This window comes from Pseudomonas guangdongensis (assembly GCF_900105885.1).
Classification (GTDB): Bacteria; Pseudomonadota; Gammaproteobacteria; order Pseudomonadales; family Pseudomonadaceae; genus Geopseudomonas; species Geopseudomonas guangdongensis.
Genome location: NZ_LT629780.1, coordinates 478,245 through 504,534, shown reverse-complemented (window position 1 = coordinate 504,534; position 26,290 = coordinate 478,245). Strand labels below are relative to the sequence as shown.

Annotated in this window: 23 protein-coding genes; 9 read left to right on the top strand and 14 right to left on the bottom strand. The window is 66.4% G+C overall.

All coding sequences use genetic code 11. The annotated features are described in order from the left end of the window. Positions 1-8 precede the first annotated feature (8 nt). The gene (feaR, locus tag BLU22_RS02505; RefSeq protein ID WP_090211870.1) at positions 9-959 is read right to left on the bottom strand and encodes a transcriptional regulator FeaR; all 951 of its coding nucleotides are present in this window, start codon (positions 957-959) and stop codon (positions 9-11) included. A 468-nt stretch (positions 960-1,427) separates the two neighbouring features. On the opposite strand from feaR, the gene BLU22_RS02500 reads away from it, so the two are divergent. From BLU22_RS02500 to BLU22_RS02490, 3 genes are all read left to right on the top strand, one after another. Beyond that, positions 1,428-2,735, top strand: coding sequence for an alginate export family protein (locus tag BLU22_RS02500; RefSeq protein ID WP_090216207.1), 1,308 nt, complete (start codon positions 1,428-1,430; stop codon positions 2,733-2,735). Positions 2,736-2,911: 176 nt separating this feature from the next. Further along, positions 2,912-3,604, top strand: coding sequence for an SDR family oxidoreductase (locus tag BLU22_RS02495; RefSeq protein WP_090211868.1), 693 nt, complete (start codon positions 2,912-2,914; stop codon positions 3,602-3,604). A gap of 150 nt (positions 3,605-3,754) precedes the next feature. After that, positions 3,755-5,257, top strand: a complete 1,503-nt coding sequence (locus BLU22_RS02490) for an aldehyde dehydrogenase family protein (RefSeq protein WP_090211867.1) — start codon at positions 3,755-3,757, stop codon at positions 5,255-5,257. A gap of 224 nt (positions 5,258-5,481) precedes the next feature. On the opposite strand, the gene tyrS is transcribed toward BLU22_RS02490, so the two are convergent. Further along, positions 5,482-6,720, bottom strand: a complete 1,239-nt coding sequence (tyrS, locus tag BLU22_RS02485; protein WP_090211865.1) for a tyrosine--tRNA ligase — start codon at positions 6,718-6,720, stop codon at positions 5,482-5,484. 504 nt (positions 6,721-7,224) lie between these two features. On the opposite strand from tyrS, the gene hpaC reads away from it, so the two are divergent. Next, positions 7,225-7,734, top strand: a complete 510-nt coding sequence (gene hpaC, locus BLU22_RS02480; protein WP_090211863.1) for a 4-hydroxyphenylacetate 3-monooxygenase, reductase component — start codon at positions 7,225-7,227, stop codon at positions 7,732-7,734. 227 nt (positions 7,735-7,961) lie between these two features. Further along, on the top strand, positions 7,962-9,221 hold the full coding sequence (locus BLU22_RS02475; protein WP_197676763.1) for an MFS transporter: 1,260 nt from the start codon (positions 7,962-7,964) through the stop codon (positions 9,219-9,221). A gap of 124 nt (positions 9,222-9,345) precedes the next feature. Here the strand turns inward: BLU22_RS02475 and ntrC are convergent, their stop codons facing one another. The 4 genes from ntrC to glnA form a co-directional block, all read right to left on the bottom strand. Next, positions 9,346-10,776, bottom strand: coding sequence for a nitrogen regulation protein NR(I) (ntrC, locus tag BLU22_RS02470; protein ID WP_090211861.1), 1,431 nt, complete (start codon positions 10,774-10,776; stop codon positions 9,346-9,348). Beyond that, positions 10,773-11,861 carry a nitrogen regulation protein NR(II) gene (gene glnL / locus BLU22_RS02465; protein ID WP_090216201.1) on the bottom strand — a complete coding sequence of 363 codons (1,089 nt, stop codon included), beginning with the start codon at positions 11,859-11,861 and terminating at the stop codon, positions 10,773-10,775. Before glnL ends, ntrC begins: the two co-directional genes overlap by 4 nt. A 319-nt stretch (positions 11,862-12,180) precedes the next feature. Next, positions 12,181-12,723: a DUF4124 domain-containing protein gene (locus tag BLU22_RS02460; protein ID WP_090211860.1), complete on the bottom strand. Its 543-nt coding sequence runs from the start codon at positions 12,721-12,723 to the stop codon at positions 12,181-12,183. A 211-nt stretch (positions 12,724-12,934) separates the two neighbouring features. Then, on the bottom strand, positions 12,935-14,341 hold the full coding sequence (gene glnA, locus BLU22_RS02455; RefSeq protein ID WP_090211858.1) for a type I glutamate--ammonia ligase: 1,407 nt from the start codon (positions 14,339-14,341) through the stop codon (positions 12,935-12,937). Between the two features lie 332 nt (positions 14,342-14,673). On the opposite strand from glnA, the gene thiI reads away from it, so the two are divergent. Together thiI and typA are read left to right on the top strand one after the other, a co-directional pair. Next, positions 14,674-16,128, top strand: coding sequence for a tRNA uracil 4-sulfurtransferase ThiI (gene thiI, locus BLU22_RS02450; RefSeq protein ID WP_090211857.1), 1,455 nt, complete (start codon positions 14,674-14,676; stop codon positions 16,126-16,128). Between the two features lie 140 nt (positions 16,129-16,268). Next, positions 16,269-18,089: a translational GTPase TypA gene (typA, locus tag BLU22_RS02445; RefSeq protein WP_090211855.1), complete on the top strand. Its 1,821-nt coding sequence runs from the start codon at positions 16,269-16,271 to the stop codon at positions 18,087-18,089. Positions 18,090-18,230: 141 nt separating this feature from the next. Here the strand turns inward: typA and BLU22_RS15430 are convergent, their stop codons facing one another. The 6 genes from BLU22_RS15430 to BLU22_RS02420 all read right to left on the bottom strand — a co-directional run bounded on the left by BLU22_RS15430 (position 18,231) and on the right by BLU22_RS02420 (position 23,500). Beyond that, positions 18,231-18,512 (bottom strand): YkgJ family cysteine cluster protein, encoded by a 282-nt coding sequence (locus tag BLU22_RS15430; RefSeq protein ID WP_090211853.1) that lies wholly within the window; start codon positions 18,510-18,512, stop codon positions 18,231-18,233. Then, entirely contained in the window at positions 18,509-20,131 is a 1,623-nt protein-coding gene (locus BLU22_RS02435) for a DNA repair protein (RefSeq protein WP_197676762.1), read from the bottom strand. The genes BLU22_RS15430 and BLU22_RS02435 overlap by 4 nt, the downstream gene beginning before the upstream one ends. A gap of 61 nt (positions 20,132-20,192) precedes the next feature. After that, positions 20,193-21,293: a chemotaxis protein gene (locus BLU22_RS02430; protein ID WP_090211850.1), complete on the bottom strand. Its 1,101-nt coding sequence runs from the start codon at positions 21,291-21,293 to the stop codon at positions 20,193-20,195. A 272-nt stretch (positions 21,294-21,565) separates the two neighbouring features. Continuing rightward, positions 21,566-21,703 carry a hypothetical protein gene (locus BLU22_RS15040; protein ID WP_173867164.1) on the bottom strand — a complete coding sequence of 46 codons (138 nt, stop codon included), beginning with the start codon at positions 21,701-21,703 and terminating at the stop codon, positions 21,566-21,568. After that, positions 21,697-22,803, bottom strand: coding sequence for a helix-turn-helix transcriptional regulator (locus tag BLU22_RS02425; protein WP_090211849.1), 1,107 nt, complete (start codon positions 22,801-22,803; stop codon positions 21,697-21,699). The genes BLU22_RS15040 and BLU22_RS02425 overlap by 7 nt, the downstream gene beginning before the upstream one ends. 139 nt (positions 22,804-22,942) lie before the next feature. After that, positions 22,943-23,500 carry a DUF4339 domain-containing protein gene (locus BLU22_RS02420; protein ID WP_090211847.1) on the bottom strand — a complete coding sequence of 186 codons (558 nt, stop codon included), beginning with the start codon at positions 23,498-23,500 and terminating at the stop codon, positions 22,943-22,945. A 314-nt stretch (positions 23,501-23,814) separates the two neighbouring features. Between BLU22_RS02420 and BLU22_RS02415 the strand changes: the two genes are divergently transcribed. After that, positions 23,815-24,069 carry a DUF2790 domain-containing protein gene (locus BLU22_RS02415; RefSeq protein ID WP_090211846.1) on the top strand — a complete coding sequence of 85 codons (255 nt, stop codon included), beginning with the start codon at positions 23,815-23,817 and terminating at the stop codon, positions 24,067-24,069. A gap of 192 nt (positions 24,070-24,261) precedes the next feature. After that, positions 24,262-25,197, top strand: coding sequence for a LysR family transcriptional regulator (locus BLU22_RS02410; protein WP_090211844.1), 936 nt, complete (start codon positions 24,262-24,264; stop codon positions 25,195-25,197). Here the strand turns inward: BLU22_RS02410 and BLU22_RS02405 are convergent. Then, the gene (locus tag BLU22_RS02405) at positions 25,185-26,075 is read right to left on the bottom strand and encodes an efflux RND transporter periplasmic adaptor subunit (protein WP_090211842.1); all 891 of its coding nucleotides are present in this window, start codon (positions 26,073-26,075) and stop codon (positions 25,185-25,187) included. The genes BLU22_RS02410 and BLU22_RS02405 overlap by 13 nt on opposite strands. Positions 26,076-26,089: 14 nt before the next feature. After that, positions 26,090-26,290, bottom strand: coding sequence for a DUF1656 domain-containing protein (locus BLU22_RS02400; protein ID WP_090216198.1), 201 nt, complete (start codon positions 26,288-26,290; stop codon positions 26,090-26,092).

Sequence of the window (26,290 nt, the reverse complement as noted above, 5' to 3'; positions counted from 1 at the left end):
CGCGCGGCTCAGTGGCCGCCGCCGTGCAGGCGGTACTCCCGCGGCGAGCGGTCGAACTCGCGCTTGAAGGCCCGGCTGAAGTGCGCCGAGTCGGCGAAGCCCCACTTGAAGGCGATGCGGGTGATCGACTCGTGGCGCAACTGCGGGTCGAGCAGGTCCTCGGCGCTACGCTGCAGGCGCTGGCGCTGGATGTAGCGGCACACGCTATCGCCGCTGTCCTCGAACAGGCGGTAGAGCTGGCGGATGGAGATGTGCAGCTGCTCGGCGAGCGACTGCGGGGTCAGCTGCGCATCGTGGAGGCGCTGGCCGATCAGGCGCTGGGCGCGGTCGCGCAGTAGGGTGGCGTGCGGCGCCTCGTCGGGGATGCCGCCGGCCAGCGCGTCGCCGCGCAGGGTCGGCAGCAGCAGGGCGATCAGCGCGTTCTGCAGGGCGGCGCCCTCGTCCTGGCTGCACGCTGCAGGCGCGCCCTCGCCGTGGATCTGTACCGCCAGGCTGGCCAGCAGGCGGCCGCTGGTGGAGGCGAGGTCGAGCTTGCCGAACAGCCGCTGGTTGGGCGCCAGGTGCCGGCACAGGGTGTCGCGTTCGAGGTGGAAGGACAGGTGGTCGATCAGCCCGGCGGGGAGGATCTCGCAGGGCCGCGCCGAATCCATCAGCGCCATGTCGCCGGGACCGAGGCGCACGCTGCGGCCGTCCTGGCGCATCTCGGCGTGGCCGCTGCGGTTGACGATCAGGAAACAGTGGCGACCGTCGCCGCGCTCGCCGTTGCCCTGCAGGCGGGCGATGCGCCCTGCGTTGGTGCGGATGTGTGCCAGTTCCAGGCCGCCGCGGTCGTGCAGGGCGATCTCGCCGATGAAGCCGTCGGCCTGGCGCGGCGGGGCGGACTGGAAGCGTCCGCAGACGCGATGCAGCTCGTTCTGCCAGCGGTCGAACAGCCGGGCCGAGACGTGAAGGCTGGACATGCAGCACCTCCTGCAGTGGGCGGTGGGCCGCCGCTTGTTATTGGCTGGGCGGGGCATTGTTAACATGTTAGCCAGATTCGTGCCAGCCCTGCCCGGTGGCGCTCGCACCGTGCTGTTCCGCCTGCAGCGCTGCACTGCAGGACTCCTGCCGACCCTCGTCCCGACCCCGTCTCCGCCCGGTTGCAGGCGCCGGAGGCGGCGCGCGGCTATACCTATCCGCCATACCTGCTGCGCAATCCGCCCCATCGCCGGCATGAGTCGCGCGCCCTCGCCGGGTGCTGGGCTGGCGCGTACAAGCAAGCGGTTGGCAAGCAGGCACAAGACCGCCACCCGCCGGCTGTGGGATTAATGCCCGGTCAGGCGCCGGTGCCCGTGGCTGCGCACCGGTGCCCACGGCGTTCGAACGACATAACAAAAGCGGAGTCTGCCCCCATGAAGCACACCACCCACGGATCGAGCCGCGCCCCTCTGGCGCTGGCCCTGGCCGTCGCCCTCGGCGGCCTGAGCCTGGCCCCGGCCCATGCCTACGAGCTGTACAACCAGGGCGACACGCAGCTCAACGCCGACCTGGAGGCGGTCTTCGGCCTGATGCACAGCCGCAAGAACTACGCCCTGTTCGGCAACCGCGACAGCGGCGGCTCCAGCTGGCGCGAGGGCTACATCAAGTACGGCCTGAGCGGCAGCCAGGGGCTGGGCGGCGCCGGCAGCCTGTACGGCGCGGTCAGCCTGATCAGCTCCGGCACCTGGGGCGACGGCGACGCCGCCGGCTTCACCGAGGGCAGCGAGCGGCGTACCGACGTCGAGGACGCCTACCTGGGCTGGCGTTCCGGTAACCTGTTCCCGGCCCTCGGCGAGAACGGCGTCGACCTCTCCGCCGGCCGGCAGAAGGTGGTGATCGGCGACGGCTTCCTGATCAACGGCGATTCGCTGAACTTCGGCGACGTCGACCTCGGCGACGACTACGACCGCGGCGGCGCCTACTACATCGCCGCACGCAAGGCCTTCGACCAGACCGCCGTGCTGCGCCTGGGCGGCGAGCAGGGCCTGCGCGGCGACCTGATGTGGCTGAAGTCCGACAGCCGCGCGCAGGCCGAGACCGAGCTGGCCATCGCCACTCTCGAACACGTCGCCGAGCCCGGCACCCTGGGGCTGACCTGGATTCGCGGCCTGGACGTCAACGAGCGCTTCGCCAGCCCGGCGCAGGCCGAGCGCGACGGCATGGACACCGTCAGCCTGCGCGGCGCCGGCGGACTTGGCGTGGAGAACCTCAACCTGGCCTTCGAGTACGCCACCCAGGACCGCAGCAGCGGCCGCGAGAACGCCTGGTATCTGGAAGGCAGCTGGACCTTCGCCGAGCTGCCCTGGGCGCCGACCGCCACCTACCGCTACAGCCGCTTCTCCGAGGCCTTCGACCCGCTGTTCTACGGCTTCAACCGCGGCTACGGCACCTGGTTCCAGGGCGAGGTGGCGGCCAACTACGCCGGCCCGTTCAACAGCAACACCCGCGTCCATCACGTCGGCCTCAAGGCCACGCCGCTGGACAGCGTCACAGTCGGCGCGCTGTACTTCGACTTCGACAGCATCGACAAGAACCTCGGCGATCTCGGCGGCCGCGAACTGGACCTGTACGCCGAGTGGATGGTCAACGACCACCTGCTGATCAGCCCGCTGCTCGGCCTCTACCAGCCCGAGCGCAGCGCCGACAACGGCGGCGTGCAGCTCGGCGGCAGCGGCACCAACCTGTACAGCCAGCTGATGTTCGTCACCTTCTTCTGACCGCGTCACCCTCGGCCGGCCCGACCCGCGGCAACGGGCGGGCCGGCTGTCCCTTGCCGGCGTCATCCGGGGCGGCCGGCGGCTCTGCGCGGCGGCCCGGCCACCGATCTGCATCGCGCGCTGCGCGGCCGGCGCCTGCTACGCTGTGAAACCGTTCCCGATTTCCGGAGGTTTCCATGCTCAACGTTCTCGTCACCGGCGCCTCGCGCGGTATCGGTCTGGGGCTGACCCAGGCCTATCTGCAGCGCGGCGAGCGGGTCTTCGCCGTGGCCCGCAACCCCGCCGCCGCGCCCGGCCTGCAGGCGCTGGCCGAGCAGTACGGCGAACGCCTGCAGATCCTCGCCGGCGACCTCAATGCCGCCGGGGCCGCGGCGCGGATCGACGCCCAGCTGGGCAGCGCCACCCTCGACCGCCTGCTGCTCAATGCCGGGGTCTACGGCCCGGCGGCCCAGGACGTGTTGGGCGCCGACGACGCCGAGATCGCCGAGCTGTTCGTCAGCAACGCCATCGCCCCGCTGCGCCTGGCGCGCACCCTGGCGCCGCGCCTGGCAGCGGATGGCGTGCTGGCCTGCACCAGTTCGGCAATGGCCAGCCTGCAGCTCAGCCCCGGCGCCGAGATGCCGCTGTATGCGGCGAGCAAGGCGGCGCTCAACAGCCTGCTGCTGTCCTGGTCGGCGCAGCTCGGCGAACGCCGCGAGTTCGCCCTGCTGGCGCTGCATCCGGGCTGGGTGCAGACCGACATGGGCGGCGCGGCGGCGCCGCTGAGCGTCGAGCAGAGCGTCGGCGGCCTGCTGGCGGTGATCGAGGCGGCCGCCGGGCGGCGCGACTGCCGCTTCGTCGACCATCAGGGACAGACGCTGCCCTGGTAGCGCGCCGGCGGCACAGCCAGTCAAGAAGGTTGGCAGTCTCGGGCAAGGCGTGCGGCGGGGGGCTGTCTATGATCAAGGCATACGGCGCGGCTCCGCCGCGTGCGCCTGCACGCCGCGGAGCCGCGCCCGGTCCCGATCCGGAGTAAGCCCATGACCCGTCCCGCCCTTATCGAACCGCTCGCCCAGGTGAGCGCCTTCCTCCAGCGCCGGCACACCTCGTTCGTCGACGGTGCGCCGCTTGCCGAACATGCCGGCGAGCGGGTCGAGGTCTACAACCCGGCCAGTGGCGCGCCGCTCAGCGAACTGCTGATGGCCGGCGCCGCCGAGGTCGAGCTGGCGCTGGATTCGGCGCAGCGCGCCTTCCGCAGCGGCGTGTGGAGCGGCCTGCGCCCGGCCGACCGCGAGCGCATCCTGCTGCGCTTCGCCGAGGTGGTCGAGGCCCACGGCGAGGAGCTGGCGCAGCTGGAAACCCTCAACCAGGGCAAGTCGATCCACATCGCCCGCGCCATCGAGGTCGGCGCCTCGGTGGAGTACATGCGCTACATGGCCGGCTGGGCGACCAAGATCGAGGGGCAGACCCTCGACGTGTCGATCCCGATCCCGCCCGGCACCCGCTACAACGCCTACACCCGCCGCGAGCCGGCGGGGGTGGTGGTCGGCATCGTGCCGTGGAACTTCCCGCTGATGATCGCCATCTGGAAGATCGTCCCGGCGCTGGCCGCCGGCTGCACCATCGTCATCAAGCCGGCCGACGAAACCCCGCTGACCGCCCTGCGCCTGGCCGAGCTGGCCATCGCGGCGGGGATTCCGCCGGGAGTGCTCAACGTGGTGGTCGGCCGCGGCGCGCTGGCCGGCGCCGCGCTGGTCAGCGATCCGCGGGTGAGCAAGGTGTCGTTCACCGGCTCCACTGCGGTGGGCAAGCAGATCGGCGTGGCCGCCCTGCAGAACATGACGCGCTTCTCGCTGGAGCTGGGCGGCAAGAACCCGATGCTGGTCCTGCCCGACGCCGATCTGGACAAGGCGGTGGGCGGCGCGCTGATGGGCGGGCTGCTCAACCAGGGCCAGGTGTGCGCCGCCGCCTCGCGCATCTACCTGCCGCGCGCGCGCTGCGCCGAATTCGCCGAGGCGCTGGCCGCGGCGGTGCAGGGCATGCGCATCGGCGCCGGCATGGACCCCGAGGCGCAGATCAATCCGCTGGTGTCGCGGCGTCAGCAGGCCAGCGTGCTCGGCCATCTCGACAAGGCCCGCGCCGAGGGTGCGCGGGTGCTGACCGGCGGCGGCGCGCCGGAGCTGCCGGGCTACTTCGTGGCGCCCACGGTGCTCGGCGATGTCGAGCAGGGCATGTCCGCCGCGCGCGAGGAAATCTTCGGTCCGGTGCTCTCGGTGCTGGCCTACGACAGCATCGAGCAGGCCATGGCGATGGTCAACGACAGCCAGTACGGCCTGGCCGCCAGCCTGTGGACCAACGATCTGGGCCAGGCGATGAACCTGATTCCGCAGATCCAGGCCGGCACCGTGTGGGTCAACAGCCATGTGCCGCTGGACCCCAACCTGCCGTTCGGCGGCCACAAGCAGTCGGGCATCGGCCGCGAATTCGGTCGCGGTGCGGTGGAGGCGTTCACCGAACTCAAGTCGGTGTGCATCGCCTACTGAGGACGGCTGCGCAGCGGCCGGGCAGCCGCTGCGGTGCCATCAGGGAGCGCTGGCGGTGCTTCTGGCAGGCCATTCCCGGCCGCCACACCGCGCCGCCGCGCGCAGCCAGGGAGGCGCAGTGTTATTCCGTCAGCGAGATTTGACCCGCGACGTCACGGCAGCGACGTCGCGGGTCTTTTTTTGCCTGGCCGCCCGCCGCAAGAGGGCGGGCGGCGCGGGACGACTCAGCGAGCGAGGGCGATGCGCACATGCTGCTTGCGCCCGGCCGACAGCCGCCATTCGCCGCTCGTACCGTCCAGCGGCTGCTCGGCATCGCTGACCGCCACGCCGTCCAGGCGCAGGCCGCCGCCGGCGGCCAGGCGCCGCGCGGCGCTGCGCGAGGCGGCCAGGCCGGCTTCCACGGCCAGTTCGGCGAGGCTCACTCCGGCGGCCAGCCGGGCGGGGGCGAGGTGCAGGGTCGGCAGACCGTCGAGCCCGGCGGCGCCGTCGAACACCCCGCGCGCGGCGTTGGCCGCCGCCTGGGCGGCCGCCTCGCCGTGACCGAGGCGGGTGGCCTCGTTGGCCAGCACGATCTTCGCCTCGTTCAGCTCGGCGCCCTGCAGCGCGCCGAGGCGGCGCACCTCGGCCATCGGCAGCTCGCTGAACAGGGCGAGGAAGCGGCCGACGTCGCGGTCGTCGCAGTTGCGCCAGAACTGCCAGAAGTCGAACGGCGCCAGACGCTCGGCGTTGAGCCACACCGCACCCTGCGCCGACTTGCCCATCTTGCGGCCGTCGCTGGTGGTCAGCAGCGGCATGGTCAGGCCGTACAGCTGCGGGCCGTCCTGGCGGCGCGACAGCTCGACGCCGTTGATGATGTTGGCCCACTGGTCGGCGCCGCCGATCTGCAGGGTGCAGCCATGGCGGCGCGCCAGTTCGGTGAAGTCGTAGGCCTGCAGCAGGGTGTAGCCGAACTCCTGGAACGACAGCGAGTGCTCCAGGCGGCTGCGCACCGCGTCGAAGGTCAGCAGGCGGTTGACGCTGAAGTGGCGGCCGACGCGGTTGAGGAACTCCAGGTAGCCGAGGCCGTCCAGCCAGTCGGCGTTGTCCACCACCTGGGCGTCGCTGGCGCCGTCGCCCAGGCGCAGGTAGCGGCGGAAGGCGCTCTCGATGCCGCGCATGTTGGCGGCGATGGTGGCGTCATCGAGCATCGGCCGGCTGCTGTCGCGGAAGCTCGGGTCGCCGATCCGCGTGGTGGCGCCGCCGATCAGCAGCAGCGGCTTGTGCCCGGCGTGCTGCAGCCAGCGCATCAGCATCAGGCCCTGCAGGTGGCCGACGTGCAGGCTGTCGGCGGTGGCGTCGAAGCCGAGGTAGGCGGTCAGCGGGCCACGGGCGAAGGCGGCGCGCAGGCCGTCGGCGTCGGTGTGCTGGTGGACGAAGCCGCGCTCTTCGAGCAGGGCGAGCAGGTCGGTGTCGATCGGGGGCATTGCAGTCTCCTTGGGGGAATGGCGAAACGCCTGAGGAGACTGTGGAAAAGACGATCCGGTCCGCCTCAGGCGGATCGGATGCGCGTACGCGCCTACCGCCTCGGTGAGGTGCGGTAATAGGCGTAATAGCGGACGCGGGAAATCGTTAACAGGTTCATGGGGGCGGACTCTAGCACGAGTTCCCGTGACGGGGGCAAGCCCACGGGGCCGCCGCGGCCCGGCCGGGGAGTCCGGTGCCCTGGGCGCTGCGGGTGCGGCGCGTGCCCGTTATTGCCGCGCGGGCAGGCTTCCCGAGGCGTCCGGCCGCTGCGGCGCCAGTCTGTGAAAAGTGCAAGTCAAAGCGCGGAAAAGACATTCTGCAGATTCGTTTAGATATTCATGATTGGGGAAAGCGCACCGAGTCGTTACACTTGGAGCACGCCCTTTCGAAAGCGTCCGCCAGCGACGCCGCCGGTCGCGGGAAGCCTTTCCCCGGCCCACAACCTTGCGCCAGGAGTTACCCACATGTCCCAGTCGCCGCTCGATCCCAAGCAGCTCGCCTTCCGCAATGCCATGGCGCACATGAGCGCCGCGGTGAACATCATCACCACCGACGGCGAAGCCGGCCGTTGCGGCATCACCGCCACCGCGGTGTGCTCGGTGACCGATACCCCGCCGACCCTGATGGTCTGCGTCAACCGCAACAGCGCGATGAACGCGGTGTTCAAGGCCAACGGCCGCCTGTGCGTCAACGTGCTGTCCGGCGAGCAGGAAGAAGCCGCCAAGCACTTCGCCGGGATGACCGGGGTGGCGATGGAGGAGCGTTTCGCCCTCGATCCGTGGACCACCGGCAGCGAAGGCCTGCCGGTGCTGGAAGGCGCGCTGGCCAACCTGCAGGGCCGCATCGTCGAGAGCCAGGAGATCGGCACCCACTCGGTGCTGCTGGTCGAGCTGGACGACATCCACGTGCGCGAGGAAGGCGACAGCCTGGTGTACTTCAGCCGCGCCTTCCGCCGCGTCGAGCGCGCTGCCTGAGTACAGGCGCCGAGCGTTACCGCAAAGGGCCATGCAGCGATGCATGGCCCTTTTTCGTGGCCGGCCGGGTGCTGCGGGCGCACAGGGCTGGCGCCGGCGCCGGACAACCATTAAGATGTTAAACATCTGCTGCCGCCCGGGCACTTGTGGGTGTCTTCTTTGCGGGCGGCGGCTTTTTTCCTTCTTGCGATGCTGCCAGGGGCGGCCCGCTTACCGCAGGAGGCGCCGTGACTTCTTCCGCCGATCGCCAGTGGCCGGTCGCCGTGCGTGCGCTGCAGCACGCCAATTTCCGCCTGTATTTCGCCGGTCAGGCGGTGTCGATCCTCGGTAGCTGGATCCAGCAGGTCGCGCTGTCCTGGCTGATCTACCGGCTCACCGGCTCGGTGGCGCTGCTCGGCGTCACCACCTTCGCCGCGCTGCTGCCGCAACTGATCGTCGGCCCTCTGGCCGGCGCCTGGACCGACCGTCACGACAAGCGCCGCCTGCTGATCGCCGTGCAGGGCATCCTCGCCGTGCAGGCGCTGGTGCTGGCCGGGCTGACCGCCTTCGAGCTGATCGGCCCGGCGCTGATCGTCGCCATGTCGCTGCTGCTCGGCGTGCTGAATGCCTTCGACACGCCGCTGCGCCAGTCGCTGATCGGCAGTTTCGTCGGCCGTCGCGAAGACCTGCCCAACGCCCTGGCGCTCAACGCCATGCTGTTCAACGCCGGGCGCTTCGTCGGCCCGCCGCTGGCCGGCGTGCTGCTGGCGCTGACCAGCGAGGCGCTGTGCTTCGCGCTCAACGGCCTGTCGTTCCTCGCCCTGCTGATCGGCCTGCTGCTGATCCGCATCGACACGCCGGCGCGCGCCAGCGGCTCGACCGGCAAGGTGTTCCGCGAGGGGTTGGATTACGTCTGGCAGAACCAGCCGATCCGCCTGCTGATCCTCACCCTGGCGATGGTCAACCTCACCGCCTCCAGCTACGCGGTGCTGCTGCCGGTGTTCGCCCGCGACATCTTCGGCGGCGACGCGCAGACCCTCGGCTGGCTGTGGGGCGCAGCCGGCTGCGGCGCTTTCCTTTCCACCCTGTTCCTCGCCACCCGCCAGGCGCTGCCCGGGCTGGTACGCATCGTGCTGGTCGGCGCGCTGCTCAGCGCGGCGGCGCTGCTGGCCTTCGCCGCCAGCCCGGTGGTGCCGCTGGCGCTGGCCGCCATGGCGCTGCTCGGCTTCGGCATCTCGGTCGGCAACGTCGGCATCAACATGCTGCTGCAGAGCCTGGCGCCCGAGCAGCTGCGCGGCCGGGTGGTGTCGTTCTTCACCTCGACGCGCTTCGGCTTCGACGCCATCGGCGGCCTGCTCGCCGGCCTGCTGGCCGCGCGCATCGGCGCGCCGCTGACCCTGGCGCTGGAAGGTGCGGTGCTGTTGCTGTTCTGTTTCTGGTTGCTGGCCCGGCGGCAGACGTTGCGCGAACAGGTGCGCGACGACCTGCACAGCCAGGCGGGCGGCTGATCCTATCGGGGGTGCGACCCGTAGGCGTGGTAACCGGGTGAGGGTGCTCTGTCCGGATTTCCCGCCATTTCCTGCCCCGGCATGCCTTGCGCATGTCGGGGATTTTTTTGCCCGGCGCGCCGCCTCAGAGGCTCTCGTCCTCGTCGCCGCCTTCCACCGCCATGTCCAGCTCCTTGATCTTGCGGGTCAGGGTGTTGCGCCCCCAGCCGAGCAGCTGCGCGGCGTCGCGGCGGCGGCCGGCGGTGTGCTTGAGGGCGCTCTCGATCATCACCCGCTCGAAGGCCGGCAGGGCGCTGCCGAGCAGGTCGCTCTGCCCGCGCGCCAGCGCCTGTTCGGCCCACAGGCGCAGGCACTGCTCCCAGCTGCCGCCGACCGGGGCGTCCTGGCTGTGCTGCAGCAGCTCCGGCGGCAGGTCGTCGACATGCACCTCGCGCCCGGAGGCCATCACCGTGATCCAGCGGCAGGTGTTCTCCAGCTGGCGCACGTTGCCCGGCCAGGGCAGGTTCTGCAGGTATTCCTCGGTCTGCGGCTTGAGCAGCTTGGGCTCCACCGCCAGTTCCTGGGCGGCGCGGGCGAGGAAGTGGCGCGCCAGCGTCGGGATGTCCTCGCGGCGGTCGGCCAGGCGCGGGATGTGGATGCGGATCACGTTGAGGCGGTGGAACAGGTCCTCGCGGAACTTGCCCTCGCGCACCAGGGTTTCCAGGTTCTGGTGGGTGGCGGCGATGATCCGCACGTTGACCTTGACCGGGGTGTGGCCGCCGACCCGGTAGAACTCGCCGTCGGCCAGCACGCGCAGCAGGCGGGTCTGGGTGTCGGCCGGCATGTCGCCGATCTCGTCGAGGAACAGGGTGCCGCCGTCGGCCTGCTCGAAACGTCCGCGGCGCTGCGCGGCGGCGCCGGTGAAGGCGCCCTTCTCGTGGCCGAACAGCTCGGACTCCATCAGGTCCTTGGGGATCGCCGCCATGTTCAGGGCGATGAACGGTGCGTTGGCGCGCGGGCTGTGGCGATGCAGGGCGTGGGCCACCAGCTCCTTGCCGGTGCCGGACTCGCCGTTGATCAGCACGGTGATGTTGGAGTGGCTCAGGCGGCCGATGGCGCGGAACACCTCCTGCATCGCCGCCGCCTCGCCGATGATCTCCGGGGTGGCGGCCTGCTCGGCGGGCGCGGCCAGCGCCTGCTGCTCGCGGGCGTGGAGGGTGGCGCGCTTGACCAGCGACACCGCCTCGTCGACGTCGAACGGCTTGGGCAGGTACTCGAAGGCGCCGCCCTGGTAGGAGGCCACCGCGCTTTCCAGGTCGGAATGGGCGGTCATGATGATCACCGGCAGGCGTGGGTACAGTTCGCGGATCCGCGCCAGCAGGTCGAGGCCGCTGGCGCCGGGCATGCGGATGTCGGAGAGGATCACCGTGGGCTGTTCGAGGCTCAGGCGGTTGAGCAGGCTGTCGGCGCTGTCGAAGCTCTGGCTGGGCATGCCGGCCTGTTGCAGGGCTTTTTCCAGCACCCAGCGGATCGAGCGGTCGTCGTCGACGATCCAGACGGTCTCCGGTCGGTTCATGGGGTCGGTACTCCTTGTTCAAGCGGCAGGAACAGCGAAAAGACCGTGCGTCCGGGCTGGCTGTCGCACTCGATCAGGCCCTGATGCTGGTTGAGGATGTTCTGCGCGATGGCCAGTCCCAGGCCGGTGCCGTCGGCACGCCCGCTGACCATGGGGTAGAAGAGGGTGTCCTGCAGCGCCGGGTCGATGCCCGGGCCGTTGTCGATGACCTCCACCCGGCAGACCAGGCGGTGGCGCTGGTGGCCGATGGTGAACTGGCGCAGGGCGCGGGTGCGCAGAACGATCTGCCCCGGCTCCGCGGGCTGCTTGCGCGCGGCGATGGCCTGCATGGCGTTGCGCACGATGTTGAGCAGCGCCTGGATCAGCTGTTCGCTGTCGGCCAGCAGCTCGGGAATGCTCGGGTCGTAGTCGCGCACCAGGCTCAGGCGGCCCTGGCTTTCCGCCTCGACCAGGCTGCAGACCCGCGCCAGCACCTCGTGGATGTTGACCGGCGCCAGCTGCGGCAGCTTGTTGGAGCCGAGCATGCGGTCGACCAGGTTACGCAGCCGGTCGGCCTCCTCGATGATCACGTTGGTGTAGTCCTTGAGCGCCGGGTCGGGCAGCTCGCGCGACAGCAACTGGGCGGCGCCGCGGATGCCGCCCAGCGGGTTCTTGATCTCGTGGGCCAGGCCGCGCACCAGCAGGCGGGTGGTCTCCTGCTTGGATAGCTGCGCCTCCTCCTTGGTGATGCGCAGCAGGCGGTCGCGTGGGTGCAGTTCGAGCAGCAGCAGGGCGCCGCCCAGCCCGGTCATCGGCGTGGCGGTGTAGTCGACGGTCAGCGGCGGCTGCAGGCTGTTGCACAGCAGCTGCGCCTCGCGCTTGGTGAATGGGTGGCCGCTGGCCACCGCCTGGCGCAGCGCTGCCAGGCCGTCGGGCATCTCGCTGAACAGTTCGCTGACGAACTGGCCGAGGCTGCGCTGGCCGCTGACGCCGAGCAGCATCTCGGCGGCCGGATTCATGTATTCCAGGCGCAGCTCGCCGTTGAGCAGCACCACTGCGGTGGTCAGGTTGTCGAGCAGCAGGCGCTGCAGAGAGTCGTAGGCCATGGTCAGCATGCGCTCCTTGAGGTGCATGGGAACTGCAAGAAGCGCGCCAGTGTTCGCGGCGCAGATCGGGGGCAGTGGCTTGCCGCTTTTTCGTGCATTGCCCGCGGCCGTTCAGGCGGCCCGCGCCGCCGCCCGGCAATGGGCCGCAGCGGGCGTGGTCCGGCGCCTGCGCAGCCGGGCGGAGGGCGGCGCCGGGGTTGCGCTGGCGCGATACGGCCGGATCAGTATAGGTCGCCGGACACGGCGATGCACCGTTATGGTGCGCCGTGCCCGGCGGCGGGGCAGGGCGGTCGCGCCCGACAGGTGTGGCGTCATGGCGTCAGGGCTGGGGCGGCTTGGCGGATGGCGTGGGGCGGGTGTGCTGCACGGAGTGGCGCTGCAGGTGGACGCTCTGGCTGGGGCTGCGGGCCAGCACCCGGCCGTCGGCATCGACGATCTCGGCGGCCAGGCTGTGGCTGCCGCGGTCGAGGTTGTGCAGCCGGAACTGCGGGCTGGTCGAGCTGCCCTGCGCCTGGCCGTCGAGCAGCAGGCGGTAGCGGTGGCCGGGCTGCAGCGCCGGCTGGCTGCTCAGGCTGACGCTCAGGCTGCCGTCGTTGCTGCGCAGGTTGGCGTCCGGCGCCGGCTGGCTGATCCGCAGCTGCTGGTAGGCGGGCGCCCCCTCGGGCTCGGTGCTGCCGGGTGCGGGCGCCGCGGTGGTCTGCGGGCTGTCCATGCGGTTGTCGGCGGGCAGCTCGACGCGGCTGGCGCCGGGCAGCGGGCGGTCGCTGAACACCGGGTTGCCCTGGGCGTCGGTGGAGCGGTAGATCTCGGCGCTGGCCGGCAGGGCGCAGGCGAGCAGCAGGCAGAGTGCGGGCAGGCGCATCGGGCGTTCCTCCTAGGTGCGGAGGAGCAGCCTTGCACCTTGCCGGCACGTCCGGCAAGCCTGCGCCGTACGCTCTGTGGGCAAGGCCGCAAAGCCTGCGCGGCCGCTGCCCGGACGAACGTGCGGCGCTTCTGCGAGCCGGGGTTGCGCCGGCCCGGAAACGAAGAGGCCTCCCATCGGGAGGCCTCTCTGGCATGCCGTTACGGCGGGCTTAGCAGCTGTAGTACAGGTCGTACTCCAGCGGGTGGACGAAGGTGCGCACCTTGATTTCCTCGGCGGACTTCAGCTCGATGAAGGCGTCCAGGAAGTCCTTGGTGAACACGCCGCCCTTGAGCAGGAACTCGTGGTCGGCTTCCAGGGCCTCCAGGGCCTCCTTCAGGCTGCCGCAGACCTGCGGGATCTGCTTGGCCTCTTCCGGCGGCAGGTCGTACAGGTTCTTGTCGGCGGCATCGCCCGGGTGGATCTTGTTCTGGATGCCGTCGAGACCGGCCATCAGCAGGGCGGCGAAGGCCAGGTACGGGTTGGCTGCCGGGTCCGGGAAGCGCGCCTCGATGCGGCGGCCTTTCGGGCTGGCCACGTAGGGGATGCGGATCGATGCGGAGCGGTTGCGTGCCGAGTAGGCCAGCATCACCGGCGCCTCGAAGCCCGGGACCAGACGCTTGTAGGAGTTGGTCGACGGGTTGGTCAGGGCGTTCAGCGCCTTGCCGTGCTTGATGATGCCGCCGATGAAGTACAGGGCGGTATCGGACAGGCCGGCATAGCCTTCGCCGGCGAAGGTGTTCTTGCCGTCTTTGGCGATCGACATGTGCACGTGCATGCCGGAGCCGTTGTCACCGTACAGCGGCTTGGGCATGAAGGTGGCGGTCTTGCCGTAGGCTTCGGCGACGTTGTGCACGCAGTACTTGAGGGTCTGCACTTCGTCGGCCTTGGCGACCAGGGTGTTGAACTTCACACCGATCTCGTTCTGCGCGCCGGCCACTTCGTGGTGGTGCACCTCGACGATCTGGCCCATTTCCTCCAGCGCGTTGCACATGGCGGTACGGATCTCGTGGTCCGGATCGCTCGGCGGGGTCGGCAGGTAGCCGCCCTTGACCGCGATGCGGTGGCCGTTGTTGCCCTGACGGCCGTCGACGTCGGCGTCGCTGCTCCAGGCGGCCTGCTCGGAGAAGATCTTGAACATCGAGCCGGACATGTCCGACTTGTACTTCACCGAGTCGAAGATGAAGAACTCGGGCTCGGGGCCGGCGAACACGGTGTCGCCGATGCCGGTGGACTTGAGGTATTCCTCGGCGCGCTTGGCGATGGCGCGCGGGTCGCGGTCGTAGCCCTGCATGGTGGACGGCTCGATCACGTCGCAGACCAGGATCAGGGTCGGCTCCTCGGTGAAGGGGTCCATCACCGCGGTGGCGTCGTCGGGCAGCAGGATCATGTCGGAGGCTTCGATGCCCTTCCAGCCGGCCAGGGAGGAGCCGTCGAACATCTTGCCGAACTCGAAGAAGTCCTCGTCGGCATCGCGCGCCGGCATGGTGATGTGGTGCTGCTGGCCGCGGATATCGGTGAAGCGCAGATCAATCCACTTTGCGCTGTGTTCTTGGATCAGTTGCAGTGCCTTCGACATGCTGTCCTCCAGGGGTACTCGTGGGCGGTCAGGGCGCCCGGTAGAATCGGTTGGCTCCGGGCGTGACGCCCGCCGGAAAAGTTGTCCCGTTTGAATAAGCAAGCAGCGTGCCAGTGCCCGCCAATGGACGCCGGGTGCGGGAAAATGCGGCTTTTCCGGGCGTTGCCTTGCGCGGGCGCCAGCATCCTGCACCAAGCCTGTGCTTTCAAGGGTTGCACTGAAACATTTTGGTGCGCTTTTGCCTTCGCGCGGAAAACTGCTCAAGAGTTGAGCAGTTTTCCGCTATACTCTGCGCCCCCTTTTTCAGGCTACGCCCCCGTCCAGTTCATTACATGAAAGTCATCGTCAAACCTTTCGCCGAGATCACCATCAAGAGTCGTCCGGTGCGCAAGCAGTTCATCCGCCAGCTGGCGAAGAACATCCGTGCGGTACTCAAGGATCTCGACCCCGAACTGGACGTACAGGGCGAGTGGGACAACATCGAGCTGCAGACCCGCGTCGACGAGCCCCGCCGGCTGGCCGAGATGCTCGAACGCCTGCGCTGCACGCCGGGCATCGCCCACTGCCTGGAGGTCCACGAGTACCCGCTGGGCGACTTCGACGACATCTTCGACAAGTGCCGGCACCACTTCGGTGCGCAGCTGGCCGGCAAGGTCTTCGCGGTGCGCTGCAAGCGCTCCGGCAAGCACGCCTTCTCCTCGGTGGACGTCGCCACCCATGTCGGCAGCCGCCTGCGCCGCGAGTGCGGCGCCGCCGGCATCGACCTCAAGCAGCCGGAGATCGAGGTGCGCTTCGAGGTGCGCTACGACCGCCTGCTGATCGAGCACGCCCGCCACACCGGCATGGGCGGCTACCCGCTCGGCTCGCTGGAGCAGGCCCTGGTGCTGATGAGCGGCGGCTTCGACTCCACCGTGGCCGCCTGGCAGATGATGCGTCGCGGCCTGCTCACCCACTTCTGCTTCTTCAACCTCGGCGGGCGCGCCCACGAGCTGGGGGTGATGGAAGTCGCCCACTACCTGTGGGAGAAGTTCGGCCGCTCGCACCGCGTGCTGTTCGTCAGCGTGCCGTTCGAGGAAGTGGTCGGCGAGATCCTCGGCAAGGTCGACAACAGCCAGATGGGCGTGGTGCTCAAGCGCATGATGCTGCGCGCCGCCTCGCGCGTCGCCGAAGAGCTGCGCATCGACGCGCTGGTCACCGGCGAGGCGATCTCCCAAGTGTCCAGCCAGACCCTGCCCAATCTCTCGGTGATCGATTCGGTGACCGACACCCTGGTGCTGCGCCCGCTGATCGCCAGCCACAAGCAGGACATCATCGACACCGCCGAACGCATCGGCACCGCCGCCTTCGCCAAGAACATGCCCGAATACTGCGGGGTCATCTCGGTCAACCCGACCACCCGCGCCAAGCGCTACCGCATCGAGCACGAGGAAGCGCAGTTCGACATGGCGATCCTCGACCGCGCCCTGGAGCGCGCGCGCAAGGTGACCATCGACAAGGTGATCGACGAGCTCGGCAAGGACCTGCCCATCGAGGAAGTGCGCGAAGCGCTGCCCGGGCAGATTGTCCTCGACATCCGCCACCCCGACGCCGCCGAGGACCAGCCCCTCGACCTGCCCGGCATCGAGGTGCAGACCCTGCCGTTCTACGCCATCAACAACCACTTCAAGGAACTGGACGCCAATCGCCAGTACCTGCTGTATTGCGACCGCGGCGTGATGAGCCGCCTGCATGCCCACCACCTGCTCAGCGAGGGGCATGCCAATGTGCGCGTTTATCGTCCGGCGTAGGATGCCCGGCCTGTTCGGCGGCAGCATCCGCCACCGCCCTCCCGACCGGCCGCACACGCAGTAATCATGCTGTCGCCAGCGGGGCGCGACACTCAGCCCGGCATCCGAATTCAAGCGTCACCTATCGAGAAGACACCCCAGTGATCGAAAATCTGCGCAACATCGCCATCATCGCCCACGTCGACCATGGCAAGACCACCCTCGTCGACAGCCTGCTCAAGCTCTCCGGCACCCTGGACCGCAAGGAAGCCGAAAGCGAGCGCGTGATGGACTCCAACGACCAGGAAAAGGAACGCGGCATCACCATCCTGGCCAAGAACACCGCCATCAAGTGGAACGGCTACAACATCAACATCGTCGACACCCCCGGCCACGCCGACTTCGGCGGTGAGGTCGAGCGCGTGATGAGCATGGTCGACTCCGTGCTGCTGGTGGTCGACGCCCAGGACGGCCCCATGCCGCAGACCCGCTTCGTGACCCAGAAGGCGTTCAAGGCCGGCCTGCGTCCGATCGTCGTGGTCAACAAGATCGACCGCCCGGGCGCGCGTCCGGACTGGGTCATCGACCAGATCTTCGACCTGTTCGACAACCTCGGCGCCACCGACGAGCAGCTGGACTTCCCGATCGTCTACGCCAGCGCCCTGAACGGCATCGCCGGCATGGACCACGAGGCCATGGACGACAACATGGACGCGCTGTTCCAGGCCATCATCGACCACGTGCCGGCCCCGGTGGTGGACGTCGAAGGCCCGTTCCAGATGCAGATCTCCCAGCTGGACTACAACAGCTTCCTCGGCGTCATCGGCATCGGCCGCATCGCCCGCGGCAAGGTGCGCACCAACACCCCGGTGACCGCCATCGGCGCCGACGGCAAGAAGCGCAACGGCCGCATCCTGAAGGTCATGGGCCACTCCGGCCTGCAGCGCGTCGAGGTCGAGGAAGCCACCGCCGGCGACATCGTCTGCGTCTCCGGCATGGACGAGCTGTTCATCTCCGACACCCTGTGCGACCAGAACAACGTCGAGGCGCTGCCGCCGCTGACCGTCGACCAGCCGACCGTGAGCATGACCTTCCAGGTCAACGACTCGCCGTTCGCCGGCAAGGAAGGCAAGTTCGTCACCAGCCGCAACATCAAGGACCGTCTGGAGAAGGAACTGCTGCACAACGTGGCGCTGCGCGTCGAGCAGGGCGAGTCCCCGGAGAAGTTCAAGGTTTCCGGCCGTGGCGAGCTGCACCTGTCGGTGCTGATCGAGACCATGCGTCGTGAAGGCTTCGAGCTGGCCGTGGGCCGCCCGGAAGTGGTGATCATCGAGAACGAGGCCGGCGAGAAGCAGGAACCGTACGAGAACGTCACCATCGACATCGAGGAGCAGCACCAGGGTCCGGTGATGGAGCAGATGGGCCTGCGCAAGGGCGATCTGACCAACATGATCCCCGACGGCAAGGGCCGTGTGCGCCTGGAGTACACCATCCCGGCGCGCGGCCTGATCGGCTTCCGCAACAACTTCCTGACCCTGACCTCGGGCACCGGCATCCTGACCTCGACCTTCAGCCACTACGGCCCGATCAAGGCCGGCGAAGTGACCAACCGCCAGAACGGCGTGCTGGTGTCGATGGCCACCGGCACCGCGCTGACCTACTCGCTGGAAACCCTGCAGGCCCGCGGCAAGCTGTTCCTCGAGCCGGGCCAGGACATCTACGAAGGCCAGCTGTGCGGCATCAACAGCCGCGACAACGACCTGGTGATCAACCCCACCAAGGGCAAGAAGCTCGACAACATGCGCGCTTCCGGCAAGGACGAGGTCATCGCCCTGGTTCCGCCGATCAAGTTCACCCTCGAGCAGGCGCTGGAGTTCATCGCCGACGACGAGCTGGTGGAAGTGACCCCGAAGTCCATCCGCCTGCGCAAGAAGATGCTCAACGAGAACGACCGCAAGCGGTATGAGCGCAGCAAGGTCTGATCGCTTTTGGCTGAAATAAAAAACCGCCAGTAGTAATACTGGCGGTTTTTGTAGAATTTTTTAGATGGCTAGGAAGCGATTTTTATTTTTTGGTAGCTAAGGTTGGAAGGTTTTTCAGGGTTTCTCTTGAATTGCTTCATGTTAATTTGGTTCAGTAAATTCTTGAATCTGTAGTGCTCGACAAACCTCGGTATTCGCCTCAATAAAAGCTTCCCAGCTATACTGCTGTGAATAATGAGTTTTGTACTGTAGGCCTACTCGGCAGATATCTGGTCGGGTCTCATAAATCAGACATTTTTTGTCGGCATCACTGTAGTTTCGACAAGCCCCATCCCCCCGATCCAGATAGCGCGTCTGCTCTGCCAGACGTACATTACGGCAGCATAGCCCGCATTGCGTACAGGGAAATGCTGATGGAATCATACCAGCGAGGCCAACCAGTTACGTGTGCTGGCCGCGTTTCCTACTTCAAACGGTAGTTCGATGCCGCGGTCCTCCACTATCTTTTGCAAAACTGCGCTGCGCTGTAGTTCATCATTGCAAGCCTGAAGCTCTAGCGTGAAAGTTTGTAGTTCCTCTATATCCAAGTTGAACTCCATCTGACTCAGCTCTGTCAGGTAACGATCCAGTTCCGCATTAATGTCTTGGAACTGTCTGACCGTTCCAGCATGTGGCATTAATGTGTCGGTATAAGCCCAAAGCTTGCGTGCCATCCCACTGTGTAGTAAAAAATAATTTAGCCCGAGAGTGGCCAGGCCAGTGATGAGAGCGCTCGCGAATGCAGCTAGTTCGGCGCCAAACGGGAAGCTGCAAAGCGGAAGCAGTTGCGCATAGGCCACGGAGCCAACAGCCGTAGCAGCACCTATTGATAGTAATGACGTCACAGCTTGGCAGAGTTCAACAAAACTTAGCTGGTCGGGATTGAAGATTAAAAGCTTGATGGCTTTGATGATTTGTCCCCAAACTTCACGGATAATCTTGATTGCCATCAATTTTGTAGTGGCGAGAGTGTTGAAAATTGTCGTTGTCAGGCTTCCAAAGACTCCCGCGAATACGCCATCTTTGAATGCTGTCAGAAATGAGCTGAAACGCTTTTGAACTCTTATCCATATGGCCTTGAGCAAGCTGGCGATGCGTTCTATAAATGTCTCGAAGCTGAAGTTTTTCTTAAGCCCGCTCAGCGTTTCCGGTAGTTGATCTCTTAGTTCAAGCCAGATTTCTGACATAACTATTCCAAGCATCTGGCGAGTTCCCATTTTTAGTCCAGCGATACTGGCTGCGCCAACGGTCTGGTGTAGGAATTTGCTGCTGGTGTAATAGGTATGGTTGATTTGCTGCTCGTAAGGGGCGCGAGCTTCGGCATCACGCTTGCGCATTTTTTCTGAGTCTATGGATTTAAGTTCGGATATTTTTTTTTCGGTTTTTCGGATCCTGTCTTCAAGTTCACGAGCCTTATGTTTTTGCTGTGGTGTCTCGCGAGATAGGCCCGCTAGGCGATTACGGTCTTTTTCTAACGTCATTTCGTGTGTGGAGATTAATTTCGGAAGCTTCTGTAGGTATTCATCGATGGGTGTCTGCTTTTTCGATTTATTTACGGTTTCGTGAGTGGATTGCAGGTTGCTTTTCTGGTTGGCTAGCTCCGCGCCACTGAGCCCAGCGAGTACGCGGCCGGCATCATCGTGGATTTCTTTTGCGCTGATCACATGATCTAGGTTGCGCTTTTCATGTGCACCTAAATTAGTGTTTCGGTAGGGGTCGTACAATTCTCCATCCGCATGCTTGACTTTGTCTTCTTTTCCTGATTTTTTGTAGTTTTCATGCGTGTGGTAGGGAGTGGAGTCGTATTCGCCGCGCTGATTGTAACGATGCTTTTCTGTAGTCGTAGCCCAGATGCCATTGCGTACGTTGTGGATAGTGTCAACTTCGCCGCCTTCCTTGTCTTTGAAGAGTATGAAGTCTAAGCCGAAGCTGGTTACCAAGCTGTTCACTACGGTTTTTTCGAGCTCCTTGGCCCAAGGGAAGTTTTGCGCTGCGGCATGCATAATGGTATCCATCGCTAGAAAGTAAAAGGCAGAGGCGGGGCCGTTTGGCCCCGCGCAGTGATTAAGCCAGCTCTATGCTGGCAGATTTTGTTTTTGTTTCTTCGAGTTTTCTATCCAGTTGATCGGAATTTAGAATCATCGAGCCATCTGCGTCCGTTTCCATTGCCGGTACTTCGCTTTTGTCTTTGGTGGCTTCGTAATTGTAGTTTTTGACTTTGAAGAGTGGTGTGGTAATTAGGTCGACAAGTATGACTGCTAGAGTGTAGCCATTGCTAATCGCACGCATAATGGCGTCACTCAATTGGGCTAGCACTGCTTGTGGATTCTGTTTGAGAATCTTTGCAGCCTCGACTTGGCCGGCAGCGGCCTTGAGAATATCGAAGTACTGATCGAATTGGGCATAGACAGACTTCAATACTTCAAGGATATCTAAGGCATAACCCTCAGTATTGCTGAGTTGCAGTTGGGCTTTTTCCAGCTTTTCCACGGCAAGGTCTACTTCACGGCTCGCCTTGCGCGCGTTTCTCAGCGCCTCTTCGCCATGACTGTTATATGCCCAGCCGGCTATGGCCAGTACCGGACCAGCCACGGCTGCGCCGAGAATCGCTGTGCCGCCGGCCATGCCTAGGCCACCGGTGGCTAGCGAGCCACCGCCAATAGCCGCTAGCGTTGCGTTGGTAGCAGCGACCCCTGCTAACGACGAGATTGCAGTTCCCGTAGACGCCGCACCCAGAGCCATGACACCACCGTAAACGGCGAACCCAGTAGCCGCACCGGCTAGGCCAGCCCCCGCTGCTGCACCCAACACCCCTACGGCGGTGTAGCTGTAGCTCTCAACGCTTTGCAGTTTGTGCTTGGGGATGTTGATTTCCAGTTTGTCTTGGCGGCCGGTGTTAAGTTTTTTAAGCAGATCATCAGCGAGAGTTTTAAAATCGTTAAAGCTCTGGCCGATGCTAAGCTCTTTCTTGCCTAATTTTTCAAGTGCCGAATTTGTGGCCGCCTCTTGTATGTCGAAAAGATCCCTTTTATGAGCATAAAGATTTTGGGCGGAATTGACAATTTCGTCAGCTTCCGAGTGTTTCTGGTAGCCATCGTAGCCTTTCTTGGCGCCGAAGGCTGCAGTAGCCAGAGCGGCTGCGCCAAGGATTAGAGGAAGCGGCATGAATATTTACCTTTTTGGATTTTTTGAAGTAATTTTTGGGTTTTAATGATCGCTGGTGATAGTATTTATAATATCTTGGCGGTCATATGTGTGCATTGCTTTCATGGGTGGTGTTGGAAATATTTTTGATCTGTTTTTTAATTGTGTTTTTATGCTCTTATAGTCAAGCCCATCTCCCTTCGTGGGAGGCAGGGGTTTTTTGAAATCGCTCATCATTTTCTTGAATTGTGTATGTGCATGGTCTGCTGTGTGGAGTGACTTATGGGTTATTGTTAGCTCTGGCAATTCGACTGTCCTCCCTGCTCCCGCTTCTCCTTCTCCCGCTTCAACTCGCTGTATTCCTGATAATGTTCATAGCCCTTCTTGGCGACGAAGTAGAGGCCGACGACGGCGAGGATGTTCTTCAGCATGGCGCGTTCTCCCGAGTGATGGCGTTGTCCGCTTCCTGAGGCCCAGTTTCCACAGCGCTGCGACGATCTGTGTCGCTGGCAGTCGGTGCGGCATACATCTCTCGCAGCCGCTCAAGCTTCCGCTCGATTTCCTCGACCCAAACCTTGGGGGCATGCACGCGGATGTTGTCGTTGAGGGCGAAGATCCACCACAGGGTTTCCTGGTCCAGCGGCACGCGGGCGTGCAGGCGTTGCCAGTCGCTGCCGGGCAGCGGTTCGAGGCGTTGCTGGCGGCTGAGCGGGGTTTCGCCGAGCAGCCAGGCGGTCTGCGGGGCGACGTCGGCGATCAGTTCGACTTCCTGGGGCGACTGGCGCGAGGAGAAGGCGCCGCCTTCGATGTAGCGGTCGATGTCGAAGCTATCGTGCTCGCGTGCCGGCGCGTCGAGCAGTTCGGCGTTCCGGATGCGGTGCAGGGCGAACTGGCGCAGGTCGTCGTAGTCGTTGACGGTGGCGATCAGGTAGCTGATCGAGTGGCGCGAGACCAGTCCGGCGGGGTGCAGGCGCAGGGTCTTGGTGTCGCCCTTGCTACGGCTGCGGTAGTCGATGCGTAGCTGGCGATTGTCGACCAGGGCGGTGGATACCTGTTCCCAGACCTGCGGCTGCAGCGGGGCGGGCAGCAGGGTCTTGCCGTTGGGCAGGCTGCGCACCCGGCGCGCCCACTGGGCGAGGCCGTTGTGCTGCAGTTCGTCGAGGTGCTCGCGGGCATGGCGGAAGTGGCGGCCGAGCAGGTCGAGCACGTTCTGCGGCAGCAGGTTGCCGAGGTGGCCTTCGGCCAGGTGCAGGGCCAGCGCGGTGGGCGTGTCCGCGGCGGGGAGAACGTCCGCCGTGAACAGCGCGTGTTCGCTATAGCCCCAGCGGTAGGGCTTTTTCTCGCTGTCGCAGTGGATCGGGAACTTGCTGAGCCTGCCGCTCAGGTCGCGTTGCAGGGTGCGCTCGCTGAGCTGGAAGCCGCGCTCCTTGAGCTTCTGCAGCAGGGTGCTGGTGGCGATCTTGTTCGGCGCGCGGGGAAGCAGTTGCAGGATGTTGAGGTAGCGGTACAGCGGGTCCTTGAATTCGGACATGGGGCGGCTTCCGTGTCGGCGGTGGCGGCGGGCGCTTGGGCGGCGGCCGCGTTACGCACGAGTGTAAGGGTTGGACAGCGGCACCTTGCCACTAGACCAAGCGCGAATGGTGTCTGGAGCGGGCTTCTGCGGCGCGGGCTCAGGCGAGCAGGAGCAGGGCGAAGGACAGCAGCCAGGCGACGAAATAGCCCAGGCTGTGGCCCAGATGCCGGGCCCGCCGGTAGAGATAGGCCGGCGCCAGCCAGACCCAGCCGCGCAGGCGTGCGGTGTCGTGGCCTGTCTGCTTCAGGCGTCTTTCGTCCAGCACGCCGAGGAGGAGGTTGAGGGCGAGGGTGGCGTACCAGTAGCGTGCCGCTTCCATGGCGCGTTCGGTCTGGATCTGGCTGGTGTTGAGGGCGAAGGCCAGCACCCATTCCAGCAGATAGCCGAGCAGCGGGGCACAGGCCAGCAGCCAGATGAGGCGGTTGTCGACGTCTCGGCCGCTCGATGCCGGCGGCACGGGGCTGTCCAGGTGGCTGCGCAGTTCGCTGTCGTCGAGCAGTTGCCAGTCGGCGCTGCCGATCTTCCAGACCGGGGTGTGGCGGTCGAGCCGGCCGGCGCGGATCAGTTCGATCATCTGGGCTTCGTCGAGGCTGCCGCGACGTTCGCCGTTGTCCTCGTAGTACCAGCGCGGGGCGCCGGGGATGTCGTTGTGCATGTGCAGGCTCCTGGGCAGTCCGTGGCAGGGCCGGATGTGGGGGCGTCCGGCCCTGGGAGCATTGTGCATAGCGCTGCGACAGCCGATGTCGCAGTCGCATGGCTGCTGTCGGCGCGCGGTATTGCGGCGGTGTCCGACGGTCTCGGAGGCCTCGGTCGACGGGCGCAGACGTGGCGCCGGATTGTTACGCCTTATGCAAAGGATGCTTCTGCGCGCCGCTATTTTTCCCGCCCGGCGCTGCCCGGAAAATGCGCCCATACCCGGCAGCGAACCAGCCGCCGGGGCTGCTTTCAACCCAAGAGGTCGAGTTGCTCATGAAATCCACAGCCCTGTTCCTGACCGTCATGCTGGCTTCCGCCGCGGCCTTCGCCGCCGACGCTTCGGCAGGCCGCGACGCGCAGGCAACCCGCTACACCTACGGCATGACGCTGGATGTCGCCGAGGTGCTCGCCATCGACGAGGCGCCCCACGGGCGTTGCGAGCTGGTGCCGACCGAGATGACCTACCGCGATTCCCGGGGCCAGGTGCAGTCCATCAGCTACCTCAAGCACGACATGTACTGCGACTGAGGTCGCTGGCCGGTTTCTCCATGGGGGTGCTCCGGCGAAGTCGGCAGAGTTCGCATCGCTCCCGCTAGGCAGGCTCTTCGAGTCTGCCTTTTTTGTCTCTGGTGCCCGGCCTGTCCGGCGCTGCCTGGCCCATGCCTGGCGCGGCCGGCGCTGCGTTATGCTGGGGGCCGTCGTTGCTGAGAGCGTGTTGCCATGGATGTATTGCAGGCCATGCGGGTATTCGCCCGGGTGATCGACAGCGGCAGCTTCACCGCCGCCGCCCAGACCCTCGAACTGTCCACCGCCCAGGTGTCGCGGCTGGTGTCCGAGCTGGAGGCCAGCCTGCAGGCGCGTCTGCTCTATCGCACCACCCGCCGCCTGCGCCTGACCGAGGCCGGGGCGCGCTATCTGGAGCGTTGCCGGCAGATCCTCGCCCAGGTCGACGAGGCCGCCGCCGAGGCCAGCGGCGCGCACCTCACCCCGCGCGGCCGGCTGCGCGTGCACTCCTTCACCGGGCTGGGCACCCAGTACCTGATGCCGCTGGTGGTGCGTTACGCCGAGCTGTATCCGCAGGTCGACGTCGACCTCGCCCTGTCCCAGCGCACTCCCGACCTGCTGGAGGAGGGCCACGACGTGGTGGTGACCCACTGCCGCGAGCTGCCGGACTCCGAACTGGTCGCCCAGCGCCTGGGCGAGGTCTTCAGCGTGGTCTGCGCCGCGCCGGCCTACCTGCGCCGGCACGGCACGCCGCAGACGCCCGAAGCCCTGCGCGCGCATCGCTGCCTACGCCTGCTCGATCCGGTGTATCCCGGCGACTGGGTGTTCGAGCGGCAGGGCGAGAGGCAGGTGATCAGCCCCGGACAGACCTTCCAGGTCAACGTCTCCGAGGCCATGGTGCAGGCCGCGGTGGCGGGCATGGGAGTGTGCCTGCTGCCCAGCTTCATGGCCGCCAAGGCGCTGCGCGAGGGCGGCCTGGTGCGCCTGTTGCCGCAGTGGCAGCTGCACGAGCGCAGCCTGTACGCGCTGTATTCCTCGCGGCGCTTCCTCGACGCCAAGATCGCCACCTGGGTGGCGCTGCTCAAGGCCGAGCTGCCGCTGCTGCTGGCGCGCGACAGCGCCGATCTCGACAATCCCGCCTACTGGGCCTGAGCGGCCGGCGCGCGACTGCGCGGTTTGACGATCACCGTGCAGGTGATCCCGGCGGCCAGCAGCACGCCGTCGGGCACCCGGTCGAGGGCGATGCGCACCGGCACGCGCTGGGCCAGGCGCACCCAGTTGAAGGTCGGGTTGACGTCGGCGATCAGCTCGCGGCTCGGCGGGTTGTCGCGGTCGTAGATGGCGCGGGCGATGCTGTCGACATGGCCCTCCAGCCGTGCGCCGCTCATCAGCTGCATCTCCACCGGATCGCCGACCGCCAGCAGCGGCAGCTTGGTTTCCTCGAAGTAGCCGTAGACCCAGTAGGAGTGGCGGTCGACCACAGCCAGCTGCGCTTCGCCGGCGCGCGCGTAGTCGCCGGGGCGCACGCCGAGGTTGGTCACGTAGCCGTCCACCGGCGCCAGCACGCGGGTGCGCGCCAGATCCAGCTCGGCCTGCGCCAGCCGCACCTGCGCCCGGCGGTATTCGGCGTGCGCGGCCGCGGCGGCGTTGGCGGCGGCGTCGCGGTCCTCGCGCGATACCACCCGCTCGTCCAGGGCCAGACGGCGCCGCGCGTTCTGCTCGCGCATCGCCAGGCTGGCCCGGCGCGCGGCGAGCAGGGCGCGGGCCTCGTCGACCGCCAGCCGGTAGCGTGCCGGGTCGATGCGCAGCAGCAGGTCGCCTTTTCGCACGGTCTGGTTGTCGCGCACCGCGACCTCGACCACCTGGCCGGCGACGTCCGGCGCCACTGCGACCACGTCGGCGCGCACCCGGCCGTCGCGGGTCCAGGGCGACTCCATGTAGTTGAGCCACAGGCTGCGGCCGAGCCAGAGGGCGGCGAGCACCACGCCGAGGGTGGCGAGCACGCTGATGATCGATGGGCGGGACGGCATGGACGGCCTCGGGCTCAGGGGTGGACGGTCAGGGCGAGGCCGGCGAACAGGCCGGCGAACAGGGCGATGCGCAGCAGGCTCGGGTGCCAGGCGTGGCGGTAGAGGCCGAGCCCGGCGAGCAGGCGGTCGAGGCCCCAGCCCAGCAGCATGGCGAGCAGGAACAGCGCGGCGACGCTGGGCAGCAGCACGCCGTGGAAGGCGATCTCGCGCGGCAG